Annotated in this window: 21 protein-coding genes and 1 riboswitch; of the genes, 9 read left to right on the forward strand and 12 right to left on the reverse strand. The window is 47.6% G+C overall.

Features of this window, described 5'->3' with window-relative positions; translation table 11 throughout:
- Positions 1–94: 94 nt before the first annotated feature.
- From WDY75_RS24120 to WDY75_RS24140, 5 genes are all read right to left on the reverse strand, one after another.
- On the reverse strand, positions 95–2,080 hold the full coding sequence (locus WDY75_RS24120; RefSeq protein ID WP_231888028.1) for a DUF5704 domain-containing protein: 1,986 nt from the start codon (positions 2,078–2,080) through the stop codon (positions 95–97).
- Positions 2,081–3,023: 943 nt separating this feature from the next.
- Positions 3,024–4,226, reverse strand: a complete 1,203-nt coding sequence (locus WDY75_RS24125) for an S-layer homology domain-containing protein (RefSeq protein ID WP_063478834.1) — start codon at positions 4,224–4,226, stop codon at positions 3,024–3,026.
- Between the two features lie 341 nt (positions 4,227–4,567).
- Complete coding sequence (locus WDY75_RS24130; RefSeq protein WP_006208704.1) at positions 4,568–4,966, reverse strand: helix-turn-helix transcriptional regulator; 399 nt, start codon at positions 4,964–4,966, stop codon at positions 4,568–4,570.
- 114 nt (positions 4,967–5,080) lie between these two features.
- Positions 5,081–5,812, reverse strand: coding sequence for a hypothetical protein (locus WDY75_RS24135; protein ID WP_063478833.1), 732 nt, complete (start codon positions 5,810–5,812; stop codon positions 5,081–5,083).
- Between the two features lie 186 nt (positions 5,813–5,998).
- Positions 5,999–6,166 (reverse strand): hypothetical protein, encoded by a 168-nt coding sequence (locus tag WDY75_RS24140; protein ID WP_006208702.1) that lies wholly within the window; start codon positions 6,164–6,166, stop codon positions 5,999–6,001.
- A 221-nt stretch (positions 6,167–6,387) separates the two neighbouring features.
- Here WDY75_RS24140 and WDY75_RS24145 point away from each other — a divergent pair, with 221 nt between their 5' ends.
- The 6 genes from WDY75_RS24145 to queF all read left to right on the forward strand — a co-directional run bounded on the left by WDY75_RS24145 (position 6,388) and on the right by queF (position 10,395).
- On the forward strand, positions 6,388–6,840 hold the full coding sequence (locus tag WDY75_RS24145) for a hypothetical protein (RefSeq protein WP_006208701.1): 453 nt from the start codon (positions 6,388–6,390) through the stop codon (positions 6,838–6,840).
- A 66-nt stretch (positions 6,841–6,906) separates the two neighbouring features.
- Positions 6,907–7,611, forward strand: coding sequence for an AIM24 family protein (locus WDY75_RS24150; protein ID WP_006208700.1), 705 nt, complete (start codon positions 6,907–6,909; stop codon positions 7,609–7,611).
- Between the two features lie 107 nt (positions 7,612–7,718).
- Positions 7,719–7,750, forward strand: a riboswitch (PreQ1 riboswitch).
- 131 nt (positions 7,751–7,881) lie between these two features.
- Complete coding sequence (gene queC / locus WDY75_RS24155; RefSeq protein WP_063478832.1) at positions 7,882–8,559, forward strand: 7-cyano-7-deazaguanine synthase QueC; 678 nt, start codon at positions 7,882–7,884, stop codon at positions 8,557–8,559.
- The gene (gene queD / locus WDY75_RS24160; RefSeq protein ID WP_063478831.1) at positions 8,556–9,047 is read left to right on the forward strand and encodes a 6-carboxytetrahydropterin synthase QueD; all 492 of its coding nucleotides are present in this window, start codon (positions 8,556–8,558) and stop codon (positions 9,045–9,047) included. The genes queC and queD overlap by 4 nt, the downstream gene beginning before the upstream one ends.
- Positions 9,040–9,834: a 7-carboxy-7-deazaguanine synthase QueE gene (gene queE, locus WDY75_RS24165; protein WP_063478830.1), complete on the forward strand. Its 795-nt coding sequence runs from the start codon at positions 9,040–9,042 to the stop codon at positions 9,832–9,834. Before queD ends, queE begins: the two co-directional genes overlap by 8 nt.
- A 63-nt stretch (positions 9,835–9,897) precedes the next feature.
- Complete coding sequence (gene queF / locus WDY75_RS24170; RefSeq protein ID WP_036641315.1) at positions 9,898–10,395, forward strand: preQ(1) synthase; 498 nt, start codon at positions 9,898–9,900, stop codon at positions 10,393–10,395.
- A 98-nt stretch (positions 10,396–10,493) separates the two neighbouring features.
- Here queF and WDY75_RS24175 read toward each other — a convergent pair whose 3' ends face one another.
- From WDY75_RS24175 to WDY75_RS24185, 3 genes are all read right to left on the reverse strand, one after another.
- On the reverse strand, positions 10,494–11,405 hold the full coding sequence (locus WDY75_RS24175) for an EcsC family protein (protein ID WP_006208695.1): 912 nt from the start codon (positions 11,403–11,405) through the stop codon (positions 10,494–10,496).
- A 185-nt stretch (positions 11,406–11,590) separates the two neighbouring features.
- The gene (locus tag WDY75_RS24180) at positions 11,591–12,064 is read right to left on the reverse strand and encodes a Dps family protein (RefSeq protein ID WP_063478829.1); all 474 of its coding nucleotides are present in this window, start codon (positions 12,062–12,064) and stop codon (positions 11,591–11,593) included.
- A 203-nt stretch (positions 12,065–12,267) separates the two neighbouring features.
- Positions 12,268–13,716 (reverse strand): potassium/proton antiporter, encoded by a 1,449-nt coding sequence (locus tag WDY75_RS24185; RefSeq protein WP_040680340.1) that lies wholly within the window; start codon positions 13,714–13,716, stop codon positions 12,268–12,270.
- Between the two features lie 180 nt (positions 13,717–13,896).
- Between WDY75_RS24185 and WDY75_RS24190 the strand changes: the two genes are divergently transcribed.
- Entirely contained in the window at positions 13,897–15,006 is a 1,110-nt protein-coding gene (locus WDY75_RS24190) for a GNAT family N-acetyltransferase (protein ID WP_063478828.1), read from the forward strand.
- A 219-nt stretch (positions 15,007–15,225) separates the two neighbouring features.
- On the opposite strand, the gene WDY75_RS24195 is transcribed toward WDY75_RS24190, so the two are convergent.
- Both WDY75_RS24195 and WDY75_RS24200 read right to left on the reverse strand, forming a co-directional pair.
- A complete protein-coding gene (locus WDY75_RS24195; protein WP_156515047.1) occupies positions 15,226–15,678 on the reverse strand; it encodes a hypothetical protein in 453 nt (150 codons plus the stop codon).
- A gap of 66 nt (positions 15,679–15,744) precedes the next feature.
- Positions 15,745–16,422 carry a general stress protein gene (locus WDY75_RS24200; protein WP_063478827.1) on the reverse strand — a complete coding sequence of 226 codons (678 nt, stop codon included), beginning with the start codon at positions 16,420–16,422 and terminating at the stop codon, positions 15,745–15,747.
- A gap of 236 nt (positions 16,423–16,658) precedes the next feature.
- Between WDY75_RS24200 and WDY75_RS24205 the strand changes: the two genes are divergently transcribed.
- Together WDY75_RS24205 and WDY75_RS24210 are read left to right on the forward strand one after the other, a co-directional pair.
- Positions 16,659–17,612: a class 1 isoprenoid biosynthesis enzyme gene (locus WDY75_RS24205; RefSeq protein ID WP_036641303.1), complete on the forward strand. Its 954-nt coding sequence runs from the start codon at positions 16,659–16,661 to the stop codon at positions 17,610–17,612.
- Between the two features lie 72 nt (positions 17,613–17,684).
- Positions 17,685–17,924: an NHLP leader peptide family RiPP precursor gene (locus WDY75_RS24210; protein ID WP_006208688.1), complete on the forward strand. Its 240-nt coding sequence runs from the start codon at positions 17,685–17,687 to the stop codon at positions 17,922–17,924.
- Between the two features lie 165 nt (positions 17,925–18,089).
- On the opposite strand, the gene WDY75_RS24215 is transcribed toward WDY75_RS24210, so the two are convergent.
- Both WDY75_RS24215 and WDY75_RS24220 read right to left on the reverse strand, forming a co-directional pair.
- The gene (locus tag WDY75_RS24215) at positions 18,090–19,979 is read right to left on the reverse strand and encodes a sensor histidine kinase (RefSeq protein WP_197477101.1); all 1,890 of its coding nucleotides are present in this window, start codon (positions 19,977–19,979) and stop codon (positions 18,090–18,092) included.
- Between the two features lie 267 nt (positions 19,980–20,246).
- Positions 20,247–22,154, reverse strand: coding sequence for a sensor histidine kinase (locus tag WDY75_RS24220; protein WP_063478825.1), 1,908 nt, complete (start codon positions 22,152–22,154; stop codon positions 20,247–20,249).
- Between the last annotated feature and the right edge of the window lie 22 nt (positions 22,155–22,176).

The following is a 22,176-nucleotide window of genomic DNA, read 5'->3' on the forward strand; positions in this document are numbered from 1 at the left end:
GAAGTTTAAGCTCAACATGAAGGCTTTCATTCCTTCCTTCGAATAATCAGTTGTTATTCTTTTTATTTGATAAGAACCCACTCTTTTCATACCATTAGGCACTTATAGAGTAACGTGTCGCACTGAAATGGTAGCCTGTCTTCACTGCTGCATTCTTATATCCCTGCACTGGATGCTTACCCGGTGCGATGGGAAGTGTGTAGGGCATCACATTCCCGCGTACTCCGCCGTCAATGTCGCGCAGTCCTGTCCAGTAGGATACGCCGCTTGGTGCGGCATTCCCCTTTTGCTTGCGGAAGACAGTCTCCCAGTTATAGTCGGCAACATCTGTGATGTGAAAATCATATACGCGCCCGATCACATCAACCGGCTCCATATCGGTAGCCACATGATGGGCCAGATCAAGGTTTGCACCGGGCTGTGTCGTAAAATCGGTCGGGGCGTTCTCCGCAATCGTACGGAAGTATACCTCATAATTCCCTTCATCCACCCAGACCGGCAGGAAAAATTCCGTATCCAACTGCGGTGTCGGGATTGTGATCCAGGTGCCCTTTGGATAAAAGATGCTCTTGTCACTGCTGTAAACATCGAACGGAAAATATACCTGCTTCGATCTTACATACTTGGCATAGTCACGGTCTCCGTATCCGTGAATGTTCCGGTGCTGGCCCGAAGTCGGAATGCGGACCGTAAATGGCCGATCCAGGATGAAGGCCGAGCGGTTCGGATTCGGCGTTGTCTTCTGGTTATGCGCCTGATCATCCGTCACGGAGGCGTAGTTGACGACAGGGGTATGCACGGTGACCGTATTGATGGCGTTGACAGGATATGTTTTATTGGAGCCGCCATTGATATTTCCAGGTATGAGTTCATAATCAATCGTGCCTGTACTCGTGGTATTTGCCTTATTCAACAGCGTACTGCTGATGAGATAATTTTTGCCGTACAGGACATCCCTTTGGATCGTTGTTGCCGGAGGTATTATTCCTGGTGTCGGTGCGGTTCCCTGAGCCCAGCTGTCACTCATGACAGTAGACCCGTTAAACAGGACACGGTCGTTCTTGACCTGATTTTGGCCTACTGCCGATTCGGCTGCCGAAGTAAAATCCGGGGTTGGTACAGAAGGTCTGCTCGAGCCGCCGGAAACGGTCTCCGTACCCAAGTCAACTTCTTCACAGGAAGCAGGCTCCACATGATCGTCCACACTCGCGTTGTGTTCAGATGTAAGAACAGGGGGTGTGTAGCCGGCAGGAGTCAGATTAACCGTACCGCCAGGTAAGGCGTAATTGCTGACGGATGATCTGGCTAGCCTGTAGACTTCCAGATTATCGATTTGCCAATATGAATACGGCCGGGTTATCGTGACTTGTTCTTCTACCGGGACTTCTTCTTCCATCGGTTCGTCCGGCGTACCGGGGTCATTCGGTCCTGTGCTGGGCGTTCCCGGTATGGTCCAGGTTAGAATATAGGTCTTCTTCACGGGAACCGTATAGGTGATTTCCCCGGTCATGTTGGCCCATTGATTCTGGTATAAATAATTGAGTCCAAATACGTTCACGTACAAGGATTCAGAAGTAGGTATCCCGTCCAGCACATCAAACTTCTCGGAGTCCCGATCGTCAGCTTTCACTACCCCGGTTGCCACAGGGTCCATAACCGTATGTGATGATACGGTCCCTTTACTCGCCGTACCAATTTGAATCCCGCAAGTATTAGGTGGACCACCTGGATCTACCCCTCCGTTATTCCCGCAAGAGGAGCCTGTCCCAACCTGGATTGTGGCATCGTCCGATTCATCCAAAGCCTGAGCCGCATCCTTAAAGTGAGCTGTAATCGTAGCTTGTCCTGTTGCCGCCACGGCTGTAACTGCACCTGAAGCGCTGACGGACATGACGCTGCTATCCGAACTTCGCCATGTCAGCTTGTCGTGCCTTTGCAGATTGTATGTACTACCATCTATCTTCGTTAATTTCGCGGTAAGCTGGATCGTACCGGCTGGTGCTACACATGTCGGTCCAGTGATCTCTAAGCTTGATGTTCCATCAGCGAAGGTAGCTCGAAGGAGTTTGTCTTTGTACATATATGTATAGGAATCAAAGTCTACGAAAAATTTCGAGAAGTACCAAACTTGTTTGGCTCCAGGATTAGCCCAATATCGATTATAGGTGTCGTTGTTGAAAGTCTGAGAAAAGTGAATAACTATCACATCTAGATCGCTATTATTATTTTCTACCTTTGCGACTTCTCCCCCGACAGTACTCGGGTCTGTTCTGCCAGCTGTTCCATGAACATCTGGAATTAATGTTCTAAAATCTATTTCTATATTAGATGCTCTTAATTGATCGGATATCGCACTACCACGAATCCATGTACCGCTTAAAGGGTTACCTGGTTCGAGTATTAAAAAGGCTTCCGTACGATTGATTTTTGCCTCTAGTTTGGGATCTGTGCACCCTGGGTATTTAGGCAGTTGACGTCCTTGAATAGTTTCTTTCTCCACACTAACGTTACATCTCGGATCACTGTTGTCCATAATCAATCCTGTGGTACTAGAAGCCTTCCAAAGCTGTCCGTAGCCATTTCCAGCATCGCTCACAGACCATCTATCCCAATAATATACTCCTCCATAATTGGTATTCCCTTGAGACCTCACGTTCAATTTTGTTCCGCTCAAGGTATCCTTCCCAGCCCAAGTCGTTGAACCTGGAGTAAAACCGTTAATTGATCTAATTGGTGTATTGGTTGCTTTATTGACCCATTCAAGTTTTTTAATTACCTTTCCTGCAGGCGCATTTACAGTAATTCTTTGCGTTTCTAATTCATTTTTTGCTGAAAACTTATAACCGCTATAATCATAATCTTTAGAATCTACTATAAATTCATAGCTAACGTCCTGAGTAACATCGTTGGCTGCAAATACTGTTTGTACAATAGGTATATAGCAAGATAGCAAGAATATCAAACAGAGATTAATTAGTATAATATAATACTTCGGGTTCTTCTTTATCATGATTCTAATCTCCTTATCTGATTAGAATCGATCTAGAAAGAGTACTTTGGTAAACCCGTGCTCCAGCCGCTATAGTCTCCACTATAACATTCAAATTACCCCTTGTGCTAAACCCTGTTTTTGGAATAACTAGACCATTTACCTGTCTTTTGGGATCTTTTGATTCAATCGGATAAGGTATATTCAAATTAGAACCATTGGGCTTACCGTTATATCCCAAAATATTTAAACTCAATCGATCAATTGGATATGACTTAGGTTGTTTATTTACTAAATAGTGAGATTTTAAAATAATAACGTAAGCCTGCAAGTCATCTGTAAATACATTAGACTTCGCTCCAAAAACCCAAACCAACTTATCTCTACTTGGTAACAGTTTGCGGTTCGGATCTTTAGGATCATTCCAGTCAATTGCAATAAGCTCATCTACTTGAGCAACAACGGAACCATCCGTTGCACCGAACTGCAACTTAGACATCTTCCATGAATCAATACCAACATTTTTATTGTTATTATCCGGCCCATTAAAAATCTCCGGTGCCACCGAGAAAATATTTGTCTTATGCCAATAAACTTCTGCTGCGGCTACGGCATATTTATCAACGGGAAGTTCCTTGCCATTCTTGACTTGAAGCAATCTCTCAATGACCACGATGGCCTGAGCTCTTGTGGTAGTTCCCTGTGGCGAGATCGCCCCTGGAGCAGTGCCCGATATGATGCCATCTTTGGATGCAAGGTACATCCACTGCTTGTCTTCCACATCCTTGTATCCCAAAGCCTTTACCGCAAGCTTGGACATCTCTTCGCGCGTCATGCGCTGCGTGAGCTGATTGTTGGCAAAATCCCCAGCCTTATATATACCTGCCGACTCGGCCGCTTTAACATACGGAGTATACCAAGAGCCTGAACTTGAGGAACCCAGCTCGATGTCCATGGCTGACACAGCCATTTTTATAAATTCTGCTCTGGAGACCTGATGATTCGGCAGAAACCTTCCGTCCGGATAACCATCAACATAACCGCGTTGGATCGCATCATTAATCGCAGCTTGAGCCCAGTGTCCTTGAATATCCCTGAAATTTTTATTAACAGTCTCTCGGGATTCCGCTTTCTCTTCAACACTGGCATCTGCTTGCGCAGCCTCCACCGGGTTCAAGGCCAAACTTGCTAGTAAGACAGAAATTGCCGTTAATACACTAATCGAGATTTTCTTCATAACGATCCTCCTAAATACAAGTAGTAGAATAAAACCTATGAAATTGCTTCATATCTCCTTCCTACGCCCTTGCTTAGGGACATCAGCCGTCATCTCTCACAATTACACAATAATTACATTTTTGTATTGAGAAGAGAAATTGTAGTTAGTTTATCATAAATCCTGAGGTATTGGTATAATATTCCTATCCTGATTCTGTTCTACTAGATACATTCGCATCTTCGCACGTGACGGCTGATTCGTGTCTCTGGTCATGCCTAGATATGATAAAACCTCGAACGACAGCCACATAAAAATATGTGCTCTCGATCGAGGTTTAATGGTTACACCTAGCGGTGTCGTTACAGATTCGGGGAGGACTCATCCCGGTCCCCTGCCTGAAATTCGGCTTTTTCTGCAGTTTGCTTATATACAGCCGCCAACACTTTCTCATAAGCGCTTTCAAATTCCTCAGGCAGCATTGGCTTGATATCCTCCAATACGGACAGCAGTTTAAATAATGCTTGCACCTCGTCTTCCGTCAATCCAAGCGGGTACATGGCAAAGTGTCCAATAAATGTGTAGCCGCGTCCTCGGCCTTGATGAGTAATGGGAATATGCATGGCACTGAGGGCATCCATATCCCGATAAATGGTTCTCTCACTCGTTCCACAACGTTCGGCAAGCTCTCTAGCCAGGATCCCAGGTCTTGCTTGTACAAGGGTAATGATTCTCATTAGTCGGATCAGTCGGTCTGTCATATGGCATTCTCCCTATCTTTCTAGTAAATTAGACATATATTTCTTGACTGCTAAGTAGTACATTCGACCCTGAAATCATTTTTCCTTTTTTATATAAAGATTCTCAATTACCGGTTAATTTTTAAGTCTAAAGTCCCTTTTGCTGTTCGCATTTCCAGACTGGGATTGCCGATATGTATCCATATACAAACTACTTAGTTTATAAAGGGCCTCTGCCTCCTTCAAATAATCCGCATCCCGAAATCGGGTTGCATATACAAGCATCTCATCTGCCTGTCTACGAATCAGATCTTCCCCTTCAGCCAAATTGCCCTGTTCCAGCTCGCCTCTTGCTTGCTCCAGTATCGATGCATTCTGGTATAACTTCAGGACCTTCTCAACACGATAATCTGGATTTCGATATTTCAATGCCGTATGATTGCTGAATTGAAGCGGGATCGTGCGGGAAGGCTGCAATACGACCTTCTGCTTCAGAACATCTACATAAGTCCATAAAGCGGTAATAATGGGATACACACCGGATGACCGGGAGCCCACGCTTAGTTCTAGAAGCAATTGTTTGGATTTTCCTTCGAATAAAGAGCCTAAAGACAACGAAATATTACGATCATTTAATACCTCACCTTGACACCCATACATATGTACCAATTGGACGCGCTCACCCAACTGAAGATGCAGCTGGACTTCTTCAGCAATATGCTGATTAAAGCCTTTGGACTGCGTTTTTGGCCTTAGGACACCAGCCCTCCACTCGATCAGCAGAAAGACTTGACTAGTGCCGCCAGCTGATACATGGCTGTGGCTCCATGTAAAATCCGAATACAAGCCTGACTGCAACACATCCACCTCTTTCCTCTTCTTCTAATAATGTACCAATACAGATGGACATCTTACTGTCACGGAACATATGTTCTGATTGTGTTTACGACAAAAAAAGACCACAGCCCTATTCGCTGCGGTCTTTTGGATATTTTTTTATTTGTCACTTTTTTGACAAGGAAATCTTTTACTCTTCGTGAAATGGAGATTCTATCACCCTATTGCTGCTGCTCTGGAGAGGGAAACCGACTTGATGTCCCCCATATCGCCTCCCGCACGTTGAATCGGGGCATAGGTTACTTTATCGATTAACAAACCGTTGCCTACCGGCTTTCCGTTCACTGTAATCATAATTTTTTTCACGTTATTGTCATTCATCATGATCGTCTTCTCCTTTTTATCTGTTCATTCATTTATGAAAAATCTCGTATGGGATCACTTCATTGCGCTTGCCTGAATTCATTACCCTCCATAAGAACAAGTTAAACAGCTCAGCCGGCGGATAGATTCACATCTGCCACGAAAGTGGGTAATATATTAATAGAAACCTGTCGGAATCTGATTCGTATTTACTATAATTAATCGAATGGTGGTGATCCCTCATGCGCAAGCCGACAAAATCCAAGCTGATCCGACTTTCACTCTTGCTGCTGGTGGCAGGGATCTCGTTGCCAGCCGGAGGCAAAACAGTCAGCGCCAATTATTTCAACAATCTGTATGATAATATCCAGCAATTCTCCGGACTGCCTGAAGAAATCAATCAGCTCAAGAACAACTATAACCAGGCTTTGCAAGAACTTGATAAAGCAAGAATCGCGTCCGAGCAGCTGCAGCAGCAAAATGTAAATCTGGCAGAACAGAACTCCAATCTTTCGGAGCAGAATCAGCAATTGACCCAAATGGTAGGTCAGCTGCAAGAGGCGGAAGCCGCGCGCAAAAGGGGAGCCGAACGCTTGAAGACGGTAGCCATAACCGCCGTGGCCTTAGCTGCCGGATACTTTGTTATCATACGTGTCCTTCGATTCGGTATGCGCCGGACAAACCGCTTGAAATAGGACAAGCTCCATATCTCTTACACCATCCATATCCTATAGACCATACAGAACAAAGGAGGCGCGGCCTTGATTATCCGAATGGAAGATGCAGCGGGCAGCGGAGCCGGACAAGCGGTGACCTTCTCCCTGACTGACGGAGACACAGTCCATGTTCTGCATCCTGAGCAGATCGTTGCCTATCGTGGTCCCTCCTCCGGGCGCAGCGATCGTCTGATGAATGTGAAGGGTATCTATCGCAAGAAAAAATGGATTCGTGCCGACATTGCCGGTCCAAGCCAATTCACGGCAGCACTTCCCCCTGGCTTTAACATGCATGAGATTCAGCTGGAAGGTGAACAGGACATGCTTTATGATTTTCGGCATGTTTTCTTTTATACCAAACAAGTTACGATGCAGACACGGATACTAAAGATCAAGAACATGCTGGTAACGCGGGATGCCATTAAGATGAAGTTTTCCGGAAATGGCAGCATCGGCATCTTGACCCAGGGTCCTGTCTGCAAAGTCAAGCTGCATCCCACCGAACCGTTGTACGTAGACGCCGGGAGCATCATCGCATATCCCGAAGCAGCTAAGCTGGACCTGACCGTTTACGGCAATCATCTGGCAAGCCAGCATATGAACTACCATTGGAAGCTGACCGGTGACGGGTATGTCTTGTTTCAGGCGGGACGCCAGAATCAGCGGCTCGTTAACGAACTTAACGACGAAGGAATAATTAAGCGGTTTTTACGGGAAGCAATTCCCTTCGGCGGAGTGTTTATCAAATAATCAGGCCGTGCTATAATGGAAGGCGTAGTTAGAGCCGCAGGATATTCAACCAGAAGCGGTCGCAAGGACAACAGAAGACAATCCATGCCCCGTTAACGGTGTATGGGAGAGGTTCGTGAACTCCCTCTATAAAAAACTATCGTGTCTTATTCGGTGTAAACCCTAAGAATAAGGCTTGTTTTTTTACGGATTCAGTTCAATGAACTTCTCTTTCTTCTACGGGATCAGCCTTCGGCTGCTCTTAATTTATGAAGGATGAGAGGTTTTTTTATGCTTAAAAATGAAAAAGCGGTTGTTGTTTTCAGCGGTGGCCAAGACAGCACCACCTGCCTGTTCTGGGGGAAGGAACGCTTTGCCGAAGTCGAGACTGTAACCTTTGATTATGGCCAACGCCATAAACTCGAAATAGAATGTGCTGCACAGATTGCCAAGGAGCAAGGCGTGAAGCAGACGGTGCTCGATATGAGCCTGCTCAATCAGCTGGCACCCAACGCGCTGACACGGAGCGATATTGAAATCGCAGAAGGTGACGGCTTGCCGACCACTTTTGTGGATGGACGGAACCTGTTGTTCCTCAGCTTTGCCGCTGTGCTTGCCAAGGGCGCCGGAGCCAAACATCTGATCACAGGCGTGTGTGAGACGGATTTCAGCGGTTATCCCGATTGCCGGGACAGCTTTATTAAATCACTCAACGTTACACTGAACTTAGCCATGGACTACCCGTTTGTCATTCATACGCCGCTGATGTGGCTCGACAAATCGGAAACCTGGGAGCTTGCCGACCAGATGAACGCACTGGAATACGTTCGTGACCACACGTTAACCTGCTACAACGGCATCAAGGGAGACGGCTGCGGGGAATGCCCTGCATGCAAATTAAGAAAAGCCGGTCTCGACAACTATATGTTGCGCCGTAACCGTGTATCTGAAGGGGGGCGCCTGGTATGAGCCGCGAGCCCGGGACTTTCCGCATTGTAGAGCACCTGCAGAAGCTTGGAGAAGACATCGATGCCGGAAGCCTGCGTTACCACCGGAAGCGGGTGCTTGTCTCGAAAGAGTTTACCTTTGATGCTGCCCATCATCTGCATTGTTATGAAGGAAAGTGCAAGAACCTGCACGGCCACACGTACAAAGTGGTCTTTGGTATCAGCGGTATTCCCAATGAAGTCGGTATTACCGTGGACTTTGGCGACATTAAAGATTGCTGGAAAACGGATATCGAACCTTATCTGGATCACCGTTACTTAAACGAGACCCTACCGCCAATGAACACAACAGCGGAAAACATGGTGGTCTGGCTGTTTGAAAAAATGGAGGACGCCCTCCGCAGCAAAGAGTCGCACGAGCAACAAGGCACACGAACCGAATTCGTTCGCCTGTTCGAGACGCCGACCAGCTACGCCGAGGTCAGACGGGAGTGGATGATCCATGAATGATCAGCATGTTACAACCGCGAACGATCCGGGCCGCGGCTCCGCCGCCGCCGCAACGGTGGACCGGCCGATTCCCGTCATGGAAATCTTCGGTCCCACCGTTCAAGGTGAAGGCATGGTCGTAGGCCGCAAGACGATGTTCGTACGTACGGCAGGCTGCGACTATCGCTGCTCCTGGTGCGATTCCGCCTTTACGTGGGACGGGTCCGCCAAGGATTCCATTTCGCACATGAGTGCGGACGACATCTGGCAGGAGCTCTATCGCTTGGGCGGAGAGCGCTTTGATCACGTCACGCTCTCCGGCGGGAATCCTGCTCTTCTCTCCCAGCTTGGCTCCCTTGTGAATGAATTGCATCGGCATGGAATCACCGTTGCCGTGGAGACACAGGGTTCACGCTGGCAGGATTGGCTGAACGAGGTTGACGAAGTCACCATTTCGCCGAAGCCGCCAAGCTCCGGAATGGCTACGGACTGGGGCAAGCTGGATGATATCATCTCCCGCTTGTCCGGACGTCCGCCCGGCAGATCCTTCAGCCTGAAGGTTGTGGTGTTTGACGATCACGATCTGGCTTATGCGGAGACGGTGCACGAACGTTATCCGAATGTGCCATTCTACCTGCAGACCGGCAACCCCGATGTAGGCACTGGCGATACAACCACGCTTGTCTCGCATCTGCTGGATCGGTATGAGCAGCTTGTTGAGGCTGTCATGTTATCCGACCGCTTGAACGATGTGCGTGTATTGCCGCAATTGCACACGCTCGTATGGGGGAATAAGCGCGGAGTATAACCGTCTGTAAGTATCAGCTTGATTAAGATGAAGAATACAAATAGTGATAAGGAGTTTTCGTTCATGGCTGGAAGAAAAAAAGAAGAGATGCAAGACGTTACCCTGCTCGGCAACCAAGGCACTAAATATACATTTGAATATGATCCCAGCATTCTGGAGAGCTTTGACAACAAACATGCCTACCGGGATTACTTCGTCAAATTCAACTGCCCCGAATTTACCAGCCTGTGCCCGATTACAGGCCAGCCGGACTTTGCGACCATCTACATCAGCTATATTCCGGATATCAAAATGGTCGAGAGCAAGTCTCTGAAGCTGTATCTGTTCAGCTTCCGCAACCATGGCGATTTCCATGAGGACTGCATGAACATCATCATGAATGACCTCATCAAACTGATGGATCCGAGATACATCGAAGTGTGGGGCAAATTTACCCCGCGCGGCGGCATTTCCATCGATCCGTATTGCAATTACGGTCGTCCGGGAACCAAATACGAAGACATCGCTGCAAACCGCCTGATGAACCACGACTTATATCCGGAGACAGTGGATAACCGTTAGAATGCTGCTTGTGAAAATTCAATATGTACCAAAAAAAGGGCTGCCCAAGCACGATAAGCGGGCAACCCTTTTTGTCACAAGAATAATCGAATATATACCTACAAGGAAGATTCCATATTCCGCAGGCGGCAGCTAAGACGGCGCTTCTTGTAGAGCATTTTTCCGGCTTCGGCCACATCGCTGATGGTCCCCTTATTGCTGATCGATCCAAATACGATTCCGGCAATCGGAATCAGCTGAAACAGCTTTTTCATTCCGAAGTTGTCGGTATAGGACAGGACCACTTCACGCCAGCCCTGCAGTTGGGAGAATACCTGCTCCGTCGCCTGCTCCTCATCAAAACGGGCAAGCTCTTCAAGCACGGCCTTCTTCCCCACGATGTCTGCGGATGAGAATTGCAAGCATTTTACAATGAACACCCGCTCCCGCGGATCGTTCGGATCATAACCGTAGCAGAGTGCCATCTCCTGCAGCACCTTGAGCGACTGACCCAGCACCATCGGCAGATCTGCAGCGATCGTAAACACGCCGCCGATTCCCGTTGCTGCCCCTTGCGCTGCGGCGAATTTGACACGCTTGACTGTTAGCGTATCCGCAGCGGTATCCATCACGTGGAGTGGCAATGCTGCGGCAGATGCCAGAGTCAGCTCCTCTGTCCCCGTCCTTTTCTCATCCCCGTCCTCAAACTCGCTAGCCGATTTCCTGTGATCGGATTTCACGGATGAGCTGGAAGCTGCCTCCGAAACATCCAATCCCGCGGTTTGAGCCAGTACGTTCAACACCGTCTTCTCGCGAACAAGATGCTTTCCACCGTTCTGAATAAATCCGCCAACCTCATTCAGGGCACTGCCGATTTTCTCTTGAACTGCCTTGGGGGTGAGGCGATCCAGCAGCATAAAGGGAATTCTTCCGAGCTTCTCCCAGAACATGACATCCTTCTGCTCTTTCTCCCATTTCAATATCTCTTGAAGCTGCGACTCCAGCTGTTGCCGTGATTCCATCTCCGTCATTCTCACTATCTCCTCTACCCACTATTAAAAATAACTATAGGGTGTATACGCAGCAAAACGCCAAAAAGACGCAACAAATTTAAAATTCTCTTATCAGTATTCGCAAAAAAAAGAGGCCAACCCCTTATTCAGGTTAACCTCTCTCCTCTATTCTTCAGTCTATGCCATGTTACACCTGGATCATTTTATTTCCCTAAGTATGCGTTCAGCATCCAGGTATGCTTCTGAACATCGCTCACCATACCAGTCAACAGATCAGCAGTAGCATCGTCACCCTCTTGATTGGCTGCATCGATTCCGGCTTTCAGTTCCACGGCAAGCTGCTCGAAATCTGCAACCAGCTGACCCACCATCTGCTCGGCACTCTTCTCATTCGAAGCTTCCTGAAGTGTGGCGAGTTTCAAGTACTGTGACATCGTTGCTGCCGGTTTGGCGCCAATGGCCAGCATCCGTTCTGCCAGCTCATCTACATAACCTGCCGCTGCGTTGTACAACTCCTCAAACTTCTCATGCAGCACATAGAATTGGGGACCTTTGACAAACCAGTGATGATGGTGCAGCTTAACGCCAAGCAGGCTCCAGTTGGCTACCTGTGTATTCAAAATCTGCTGAAGTTCATCCGTTGTAGTTCCTTGCGTATTATGGGTTAAGTTACTCATCTATATCGTCTCCTTTTATTGTATTTAGACTTATTCTAAATCCTTGTATTAATCATACCAGATTACTCTCTCATTTGCAAAGGATATCGAAACTTATCAGATGAAGATAGGATGAAGAAATCCCCAGCTATTTATACTCTATCCTAATTTATTTTTCCATCCGCCTGCAGTGACAGGCATCATATGGCCTAACCTCACAACGCTTACGATAATCCCAGTATGGCCTTCATTTCCTTTCGCTTTTGTTTTGAATTCATCACATATAAAGTGTCCCCGGCCTCAATTACAGTATTGCCTTTGGGCGTAATAATACGCTTCTGCCGAATTATGGCCGTAAACAGGATGTCATCCGGCAGACCCAGCTCCTGAATCTCCTTACCGATAATGGGCATCTCCCCGTCCACAACGATGTGGTTAATCTCGGAATCTGCTTTGCCCAGCGCCATTAACTCCAATAAAGACGGAGCTTTGGCCTTGTCTCTCTCCACCAATGAAAGCTTCTGGGTTAGAGGGGAAATTGTCGTGCCCTGAATTACCGCGGAGGTCAGCACAACAAAGAAAACCACATTAAAAAACAGCTCCCCCTGCTGGACTCCCGCCAGAACAGGATATGTAGCCAGCACGATCGGCACAGCTCCGCGGAGTCCGGCCCATGATATCAATATCTTCTCACGCACGGCAAACTTGGTGAACAGCAAGCTGGCGAACACGCCAATCGGCCGGGCAATGAATATTAGAATCAGAGACAACAGCAGCCCTTCCCATACAATCCCCGACAGCTCATTTGGGAACACAAGAAGTCCCAGTAGCACAAACATCACGATCTGCATCATCCAGGCAAATCCCTGATTAAATGCTTGAATCGTCTTGCGGTAAGTCAACTCGGCATTGCCAAGCAGCAGCGCCATGACGTATACAGCCAGCAATCCGCTGGCTCCGAGCCAGGCGGCGGATGCATAAGTCATCACGGCAAACCCCAATGCCGTAACGGGGTACAAGCCAGAGGAATCAAAATTGATGCGGTTAATTACATATACAGCCAGCATTCCCAAGAGCACACCCACGACCAAACCGAGCCCCATCTCCATGACAAAAGAAAAAATCAGACCGAGCAAATTCATCTCCGGACGTTCTATCCATTCGATTAACGACACGGTTAAAAAAACCGCCATCGGATCATTGCTTCCGGATTCCGCTTCCAGTGTCATCCGAATCCGCCTCTTCAGATTCGTTCCGCCTAGAACCGAGAATACGGCAGCTGCATCCGTCGAGCCTACAATCGCTCCGATTAATAGTCCCTCTTTTAAGGAAATATCCAGAATAAAGGCTGCGCATACTCCAACGACAACGGTGGTCAGTAAAACCCCAATCGTTGCAAGGGAAACAGCGGGTCCAAGCACCGGTTTGATCTCTTTGAAATCGGTCTGCATCCCTCCTTGAAACAAAATAACGATCAGAGCAAATATTCCGACCAGCTGCGTAAGCTCCGCATTATCGTAATAGATGAATCGGCTGAGAATCATGCCAATTGCGATAAACAGCACCAGGGCAGGCATACCGAAACGGGAAGAGAACTTTGTGGTCAGGACGCTTGTCAGAAGCAAAGCGCCGCATAGCAGAATCATGGAATCAACAAAACTTGGCAAGCTCATCCCTCCGGTGTCAGATCAAGTTAAACTATATTACCCTAATAACATGTTCTTTCCGCATCAAGGCAGTTGGAATGTGCCTTGGAAACCCAATTCTGACGGGAAGCAAACGTTTACTGGAAATTTCGCACCCAATGACTTTATACTGGTAATTAGCGACATGCATAGGGAGGTCTCAATCGAGTGAACATTTCTATTATGAAAGGCGATCAGTTACATCATGCAGTTGAACTGTCCGACCGTATTTTTCTTAAGCAGCCCGAACAGCCTTCTATGGGAGTATCTTTCCCTCCGATATTCTCGCCGGGCATCAGCCATTCTTACGGAGCCTGGGATCAAGACAAACTGGTTTCCTTTATGGGATTTGTACCTTTTTCCATACAAATTCGTGGTGCGAAGCTAAACATTTATTCCATCGGCTCCGTTTGTACAGATCCCGACTATCGGGGTCAGCGACTTGCCGGCACACTTCTGGAACAATGCATCCACCATGCCGAAGCTTCAGCAGCATCCTTAATTCTGATCTCTGGCGGCCGATCCCTATATACCCGGGCAGGCAGCCGTTTGTTCGGCCGGGCATACCGGTTCCGTCTATCTCCGGCCGTCATAGAGCCATTACGCACGGCAACCGGTAAACAGGTGAACATCCGGGCTATGCAGCCACAGGATCTGTTCGATGTGCACCGACTGATGGAGCAGCGAGATGCTGGATATGTTACCACTGCCTCAGAGCTTAACAAACTGCTTGATGCAAGTGCATACTCCAACGTGATCCGCCTGGAACAGCAGGTGCTTGTGGCTGAAGAAGGCGGCGTATTGACTGCATTTGCGATTATTGCCGTACCAGGAACCGTCATGACTCCTTCCAGAGAATCCACCCTTGTGGAATGGGGCGGAAGCCCTGAAGCAGCTGCACTGTTGATAGCAGGCGCTATCCAGTCCTTCAATCTCACAGAGCTGACCGTTCCTCTGCCATGGCAGGATAACGAGCTCGCTGCACTCATCCAATCTGCTGGTGTCACACCTGAAAATATACGAAATGACGGAACCGTGTATCTGGTCAGCGGCCCCCGATTGCTTCGCCAATTGGCGCCTCTGCTGCCCGATGGTTTAATTCAAGCAGAGGGCGAACATGGTCCGTACCGCCTGACGCTGAACAATGAAGCATTGGTGCTCGATGATGAGGGACTGCTCTCGCTCTTGTTTGATCCGGAGTCATCATATCGGACGAACGGGAGCGTAACCTTTGACCCTATACCTCTTCCGTATACAGCAGGTCTTCAATATATTTAGCGTTTTATATGAAGGTGCACATGTTCCTTCCTCTTATGGGGGAAGAGCATATGTGCCTTTTTTTTCAATTAAGAGTCTTAGGTGCGCTACACACCTGTTATTAACAGGCCTCCACGTATAATGATTCACATGTGTACACCCCACCTGACGAATGGCCGTCCGCCTATTTTTGACTAGATAAGTGCCCTTCTTCTCCGCTTCTACATAGGATGAGGTAACCTACCTGATAGAAAGAGGTGCATGGCTTGAGTCACCATCATAAAAGAGGACTTCAAACCCAAACAAGCCTTGGTATCCCGGGTCTGATCCCCGGATATCCGTACTATCCTTATCCATACTATCCACCGTATTATCCAATCTATCCTTATCCACCATTCCCTCCAGGTTATCCGGGCGGCGGACCTGGATATCCTGGGCCGGGGCCGTGGCATCCGGGCGGACCTGGGCATGGACCTGGGCCGGGGCCTTGGCATCCGGGCGGACCTGGACATGGACCTGGACCCGGCCCGTGGCATCCGGGCGGACCTGGACATGGACCTGGTCCCGGTGGACCCGGACATGGACCTGGTCCCGGCGGACCGGGACATGGGCCGAGGGAAACGCGAGCACAACGCAGCAAGCGATAATCAATAACACGGAAGAAATATTACAAGAATGCAGATTATCGCGCACAAGCAAACCGCCCGGGGAACCGGGCGGTTTTTGTTATCCTGTATCACATATACATAGAGATAGTACTTATCGTCTCTTTCTTGTTTCTTCCCGATCCGGACTTACAATATCAGGACTCACCGCACCGCCGTTGCCATCACCATAGCCTTGATACAGGTTAGGATCCGGAACGGCATCCTCGGTAGCAGCCGCTGCTTCGGAACGGGAATCCACCGGAGCGCCTGTTCCGCTGTATGTGCCTTCTTCACGGTAATGATGCTCATTCAGCGCGCTGTGACTCCGAAATATATCATATACCCGGCCGCCATTGGATTCATCCGCATCCACCATCACCAGAATATGGCCTTCGTTCACGTATCCTCCATACTCCTCTGCTTGCTCTTCCGGAATACCCAGACCAATCAAGCCGCCAACCAATCCACCCGCGCCGGCTCCTACGGCAGCTCCTGTAAGGGTTGCTGCGATAGGACCCGCGGCGATAATTGGCCCAATGCCCGGAATGGCCAATGCACCTAATCCAGCAAGCAATCCGGTTACACCGCCCAGCACACCACCCGTTGCTGCTCCGGAAGCCAGCCCTTCAGGTGCCTTGGTGCCTGTCTCCTCCTGAATATTGGAAGATTCACCTCGATCTTTAGCAATGACAGAGATTTCATCGGCTCCGAATCCTTGCCGCTTTAGCTCCTCAATAGCCCGGGTTGCTTCTTGTTCCGTCCTAAAGGCTCCAACAATTTTCTGAGTCATATGAATTACCTCCTGGTTTGTCATTTTCGGTTATCGCTGTACATTCCTAACTTAAACGCCAGCCGCCATAATCAAACATTGTAACCAAAATACATATTTGACCAAAACCCTATACTGGCGGGAAAGTTCCACATTTGTCCAAATTCCAGACTGGTAATATTTAACTAATGTTTCATTCATGCTAATATAGCAAGTAAGCACTTTGTACTTTAAAAATTGAATAGGTTGGTGATCCCATGAATTGGTTCAAACCATTCGAGGACGATCTTGCTGCAGCATTCTCAGCGTGCGAAGCAAGGCTAGGGGAGTTACCTGCTCCCCTGAACGAGATCGGACTATCGTATTTGAAGAAATTTGATGTATTCGAGCAGGATAGTTCCAAAAATTACATTTGTTATCTTCTTCCCTTCTGGATGAAAGAACTGACCGCACTCCCCGGCGATGTATATCGTCGTCTCTCAACCGCTAACATCATCGGCATGTTATACTACTTCATTCAAGATGACATAATGGATTCACCCCATGACAGTCAGTCTCCGATAGATCCAAAACACCATCTCGCCCTTGCCAACCTGTTGTATTATGAATTTCTAACATCCTATCAGCCATACTTCCCAGCTGAATCCAGCTTTTGGTCCTATCTCAAAACATACACGCGAGAATGGTCGGAAGGTGTCATGCATGAGACTGGAGATGATTACTTTAAGGACAATCCGATCCTGGTTGCCAAAAAAGCGGCACCGGTCAAACTCGGCAGTACCGCCGCATTGCTGCTCTCTGATCAGGCCGATCTGATCCCCCGTACAAATGACGCCATGAATCATGTCTTGCTGACCTTGCAAATGATGGACGACTGGACCGATTGGAAGCAGGATCTTGCCGATGGCAGCTACAATTGCCTGTTGTCGCTCATTAAATCTGAACAAGGGATGCCAAGTGATGCGCCTCTGACGCTATCGGAAGTACAAGAAGCACTCTATATCCACAATATACTGAAGCCCTATGCAGAGATTGCTGCAGCAACTCACGCTCATCTCTTAACGATAGAGATCGACGCCCCTCATCTCATGTCGTTCCACCAAACGATTGTAGATGAACTTCATGTCGAGGCGGAAAATATCGAAAACAGTAAAAAAACACTTTCGTTTGGCGGGTTAAACTATTATTTGTCTATACTGAACAAAAAATAATAGATTTTATATTTATTCCATGGTATTCTTTAAGAGTAAAAAATAACCAATTTATTTGAAAGGGTGATTCTAATGACGACAGAAGCCATCTTTCAAACACAATTGATTCAAAAAGCCTGGGAGGATCCTAGCTTTAAGGCAAAATTGCTCAGCGATCCTAAATCCGCCATCAAGGAAGTCCTTGGCGTACGGATTCCAGACCACATCGAGATTCGAACTCTTGAAGAAAATCCCGGCGAGCTGTATCTGGTCATTCCTCCGAATCCAACGGGCGTGATCAAATCTGAAGCCAAAGAAAGAGCCATCTGGTAAAGACTACATAACAGCAGGGGAATTTCATAAATAGATTCACAAGAAAAACATCAATCAACGTGCTTCCTTAGAAGGACAAACCACGTTGAGAAGATGTTTTTCTTGCGATTATCGGTAAAAAGAGTGGGAACGACAGCCGTCCATCGCTACCGCAGCTCTGGCGAATCATTCGCAAGCTGCGGGAAGCGTAATGATGGCATCCGTCCCCACTCCTTTTCTGCTTGTAAAAAAGATATCTCCGTCCATCGCCTCGATAATTCGGAATGTTACCATCAAACCAAGACCGGTTCCTTTGGTTTTGTTGGAGAAATAAGGTTCTCCAAGCCGAGCTATTACATCCGCCCCCATCCCCTCTCCATTATCAACAACATGGATAAACACTTGATTCTGCTGCCGGTAACAACGGATATGAACCACCCCTTCTTCTCCCAGTGCCTCAATGCTGTTCTTGATAATATTGATGAAAGCCTGCTTGAATTTGGAGGAGTTTCCCCGAATGGTAATATCCTCTGGAATATCCACAGTGATCCTGCCTCCCTGCAGATGGGCGAGAGGGGCAAGTATGCCTTCGATATGCTTGAATTCTTCGGAAATCTGAAGCAGCGTGTCTTTGCCGAATTCCGGTTTGGCAAAGGTTAAGAAATCCGTAATAATACCGGAAGCACGGTCCAGCTCCACCAGAGCCAAATCCAAATATTCGCGTTCGGCAGCCTCCGCCTTTCCAGTAAGCAGCTGCAGGAACCCCCGCGTAACCTGAAGCGGATTGCGAACCTCGTGTGCGACCGATGCTGCCAGCTCACTGATGATCTCCATCTTCTCCGAACGCTGCAGCTCATTGTTGAACATCTCAAGCTCTTTGGAGTATTGAAGAATCTGCTCATGATTTTTGGCAAAATGCCGCCCAAGGATAACAATCAATGCAATAATGAAGCTGACAATCCCCCACTTCCAGAGGAACAGATTGTAGCTGCCCCGGGTCATGAAAAATTGCAGCAGCTCTCCCAAACCTATAACGGCAAACACAGCAAAACCTGCATTGAAAATGACGGCATCCCTATTGCCCCTGAGGGCATAAAACATCGAGCTTCCAATCAGCAATATGAACTGAATGATCATCACAAACCCCATGACTTGCACGGAAAAGAAATAATACAAATCAAACCATTGATTGGAAGCCAATTGATTGACCACCAGAAACAGCCCGCAAAACAGCGAATAAACCACCTGAAATTTACGGAGTTTATGCAGCATATTTTTCCAACCGAGCCCGAATATTTTTTCAAAAAAGAGACTGAACGAAGGGAGTAGAATAAACAAAGAAATGTCGTATAAGTGAGTGTAGATATGTCCATATTCATCAAAAATCGTATAAAGAAACGGGGAGTATGTAAAAACAAGTATGCCTACAGATAAAACAATAAAGGACAGCGATAATACGGCAATCAAATATTTTCTGTTAAGGAAAATAGCGCAGATCAGCATAACAAAAGCAATAAAAACAAAGGCGCTTCCTAGAATGATATCCACCAAATTCGACTTAACAAACTGGTTTAGCAGATCATGATATTCGCCGACAAGGATCTTACCTTCAATCGTCACATGATCCCTCGCGGTTTCCAGCCAAATGTGAAGGTCCTTGCCAAGCAGCTCCTTATCCAAAGGAAGCAGGATGTGGTTCAACTCATAATTGTACGCTCTTGTAGATTCGTAAACCTTCACATGATCGGCATAAACTGCAACCTGCTGTCCATGCAGCTTTTCGATCAAAATCCCCGGAGACGCAGCTGTAATCTCAGGAATTTTCATATGAATCCATGCGGATGTCTTGGCATGCGGCTTCGATGGCTCTGAAGCACCAGCTGAAGTCTCCGTCCAGTCTTCCCTATGTGCGGGTACACTCTCCGGTATTCCTCCGGACTCGGACCAGAGGATTCTCCACTCTTTAATCGCTGCCCGTGCTGCCGTTTCTTCGGTGGCAAAGACAAGCCTGGGGTAGCCCTGGCTTAAAGCAATAACGATGATCAGGAACACAGCGATTCTCCATCCAGACCTCATTGACGCACCTCAAACATTATAATGAGTGAATACCTTTACTGAGTTATTCGATGCAGCAAAACCTTCCACCTTCTAAATTTCGGAAAAATGATAAAATTTCCTATTCATTATGTAAAAAAGCGGAAACAAACCGTAAAATAAGAATGGCGGTGCCAGGATATTATCCCTTTAGCACCGCCATGTCTCTGTAATTCATTTTAGATGGGTGAGGTAAGGCTGTTCGTCCAGTGAGCAAATCTGCTTTTGGGACATCTCCTCATGGTGCAGCTACTCTGGTTGCGATACATTCGCAGCCGGAAACCGGATAACAGCCTCGGTTCCACTCCCCTTTTCGCTCATAAAATGGATGGTCCCACGCATCGCTTCAATGATCCGGAAGGTAACCATCAATCCAAGCCCCGTCCCTTTGGACTTATTCGAGAAATAAGCCTCACCGAGTCTTTCCAGATCACGGTCGTCCATGCCAATTCCATTATCCTTAATGTGAATCACGACTTCTTCCGACTCGGCATACGCCCAGATGCGAATAATCCCCTCTTCATCCAATGCCTCTATGCTGTTCTTGACGATGTTAATCATCGCCTGCTTCAATTTGGAAGAGTTGCCGTTAATATATAAATCCTTGGTATCATCAAGCTTGATTGTCCCCCCACTAAGATTCGCAAGCGGAAGCAGGATTCCTTTCACGTGCTTAAGCTCCTCATACACATTCAGCTTGACCTCATGCTCCAATTCAGGCTTGGCAAAGGTGAGGAAATCCGTGATGATGGCGGACGCCCGGTCCAGCTCCTTCAGCGCCAAGCCAAAGTACTCCTTCTCGGTCTCCTTGGAGTTTTGTGACAAAAGCTGCATGAAGCCGCGCGTCACTTGCAGCGGATTGCGAACCTCGTGTGCAACCGAGGCGGCCAGTTCACTGATGATCTCCATTTTCTCCGAACGCTGGAGTTCGTTATTAAACATCTCGAGCTTCCGGGAATATTGGACCACTTGCTCATGACTGCGAACAAATTTGCGGCCAAGCATAACGATCAGGGAAACAATCAGCGCGATAACGCCCCATTTCCATAGAAAAAAATCATATTTCTGGTCTTTATAATAGAAGGCCAGCAAATCTCCCAGCGTTGTTAACGCCATGATACCAAAGCCAAATGAAAAGATATAAGCATCCTTGTTCCGCTTGGAAGCATAGAGAATCGTGGTTCCAACCAGCAGCAGGAGCTGCAGAATAATCAGGACGCCGAGAATTTGCACCGAGACGAGATAATAAATGTCATAGAACTGATTGCCGCTAAGCAAGTTCACGACAAGGAATATAACACAAGCCAGGGAATAGATCATCTGGAACCTTCGGCAATATCGAATCAGACGATAAGGACCGGAACCATATATTTTTTCGAAATAATAATACATCGCCGGCAGCACCGTTAAAAGCGCAACATCAAATGCCGTAACCCACACATTTCCGAGATCACCGTAGAAGGTATACAAGAAAGGGGAGTACGTAATAAGCAAGGCCCCACTTGCCAGTATCACCACACTAAGTGCAAGCCAGCTGGATACCGTATGCTTCGGAAGAAACAGGCAGCAGCAGAACATCACCACGGCAATAAACAGAAATGAGCTCCCCAATATGAAATCTTCCAGGTCGTTCTTGATGAACGCTCCCCGCAGTTGGTCATATTCGCCAAGTCTGACGTTGCTGTCAATGCCCAGCGTTATATCACTGACGCCGCTCATCCATAGGTAAATGGTCTTTCCGGCGTCCTCCGGATGAATGGGGAGAAGCAGCGAATGGTTTGTATACATATAGTCTCGCTTGGCTTCGTATAACAGCTCATTCTCCAGAAAAACTATAACATTCTGTCCCTTAATGCGATCAATCATGATAGCGGACTGGCTCCACGGAAACTTGGGCAAGGTAAAACGATTCCATGCCGAATATACCCCATCTGACTTTGGGGGCCCCGTTTCATCTGGTCTTCCCTCTACCCATCTCCCTGGATCCTGGATATTGGCTGGCGAAACGACGTCCTGTGGTTCCAGATCCCGCATATACTGCCAGTCGGGGATCAAGATTTGAGCATCGTATGCGTCCGCTTGTTCCGGTGACATCATGGATATAAACAGCAGCAGCGGCAGCACCAGCAGGAATATGTATTTGGGCATATCCTTCATCTAGTCAGCACCTCTAACCGTT

The sequence above is a fragment of the Paenibacillus glucanolyticus genome (assembly GCF_037333485.1).
Lineage (GTDB): Bacteria > Bacillota > Bacilli > Paenibacillales > Paenibacillaceae > Paenibacillus_AQ > Paenibacillus_AQ glucanolyticus.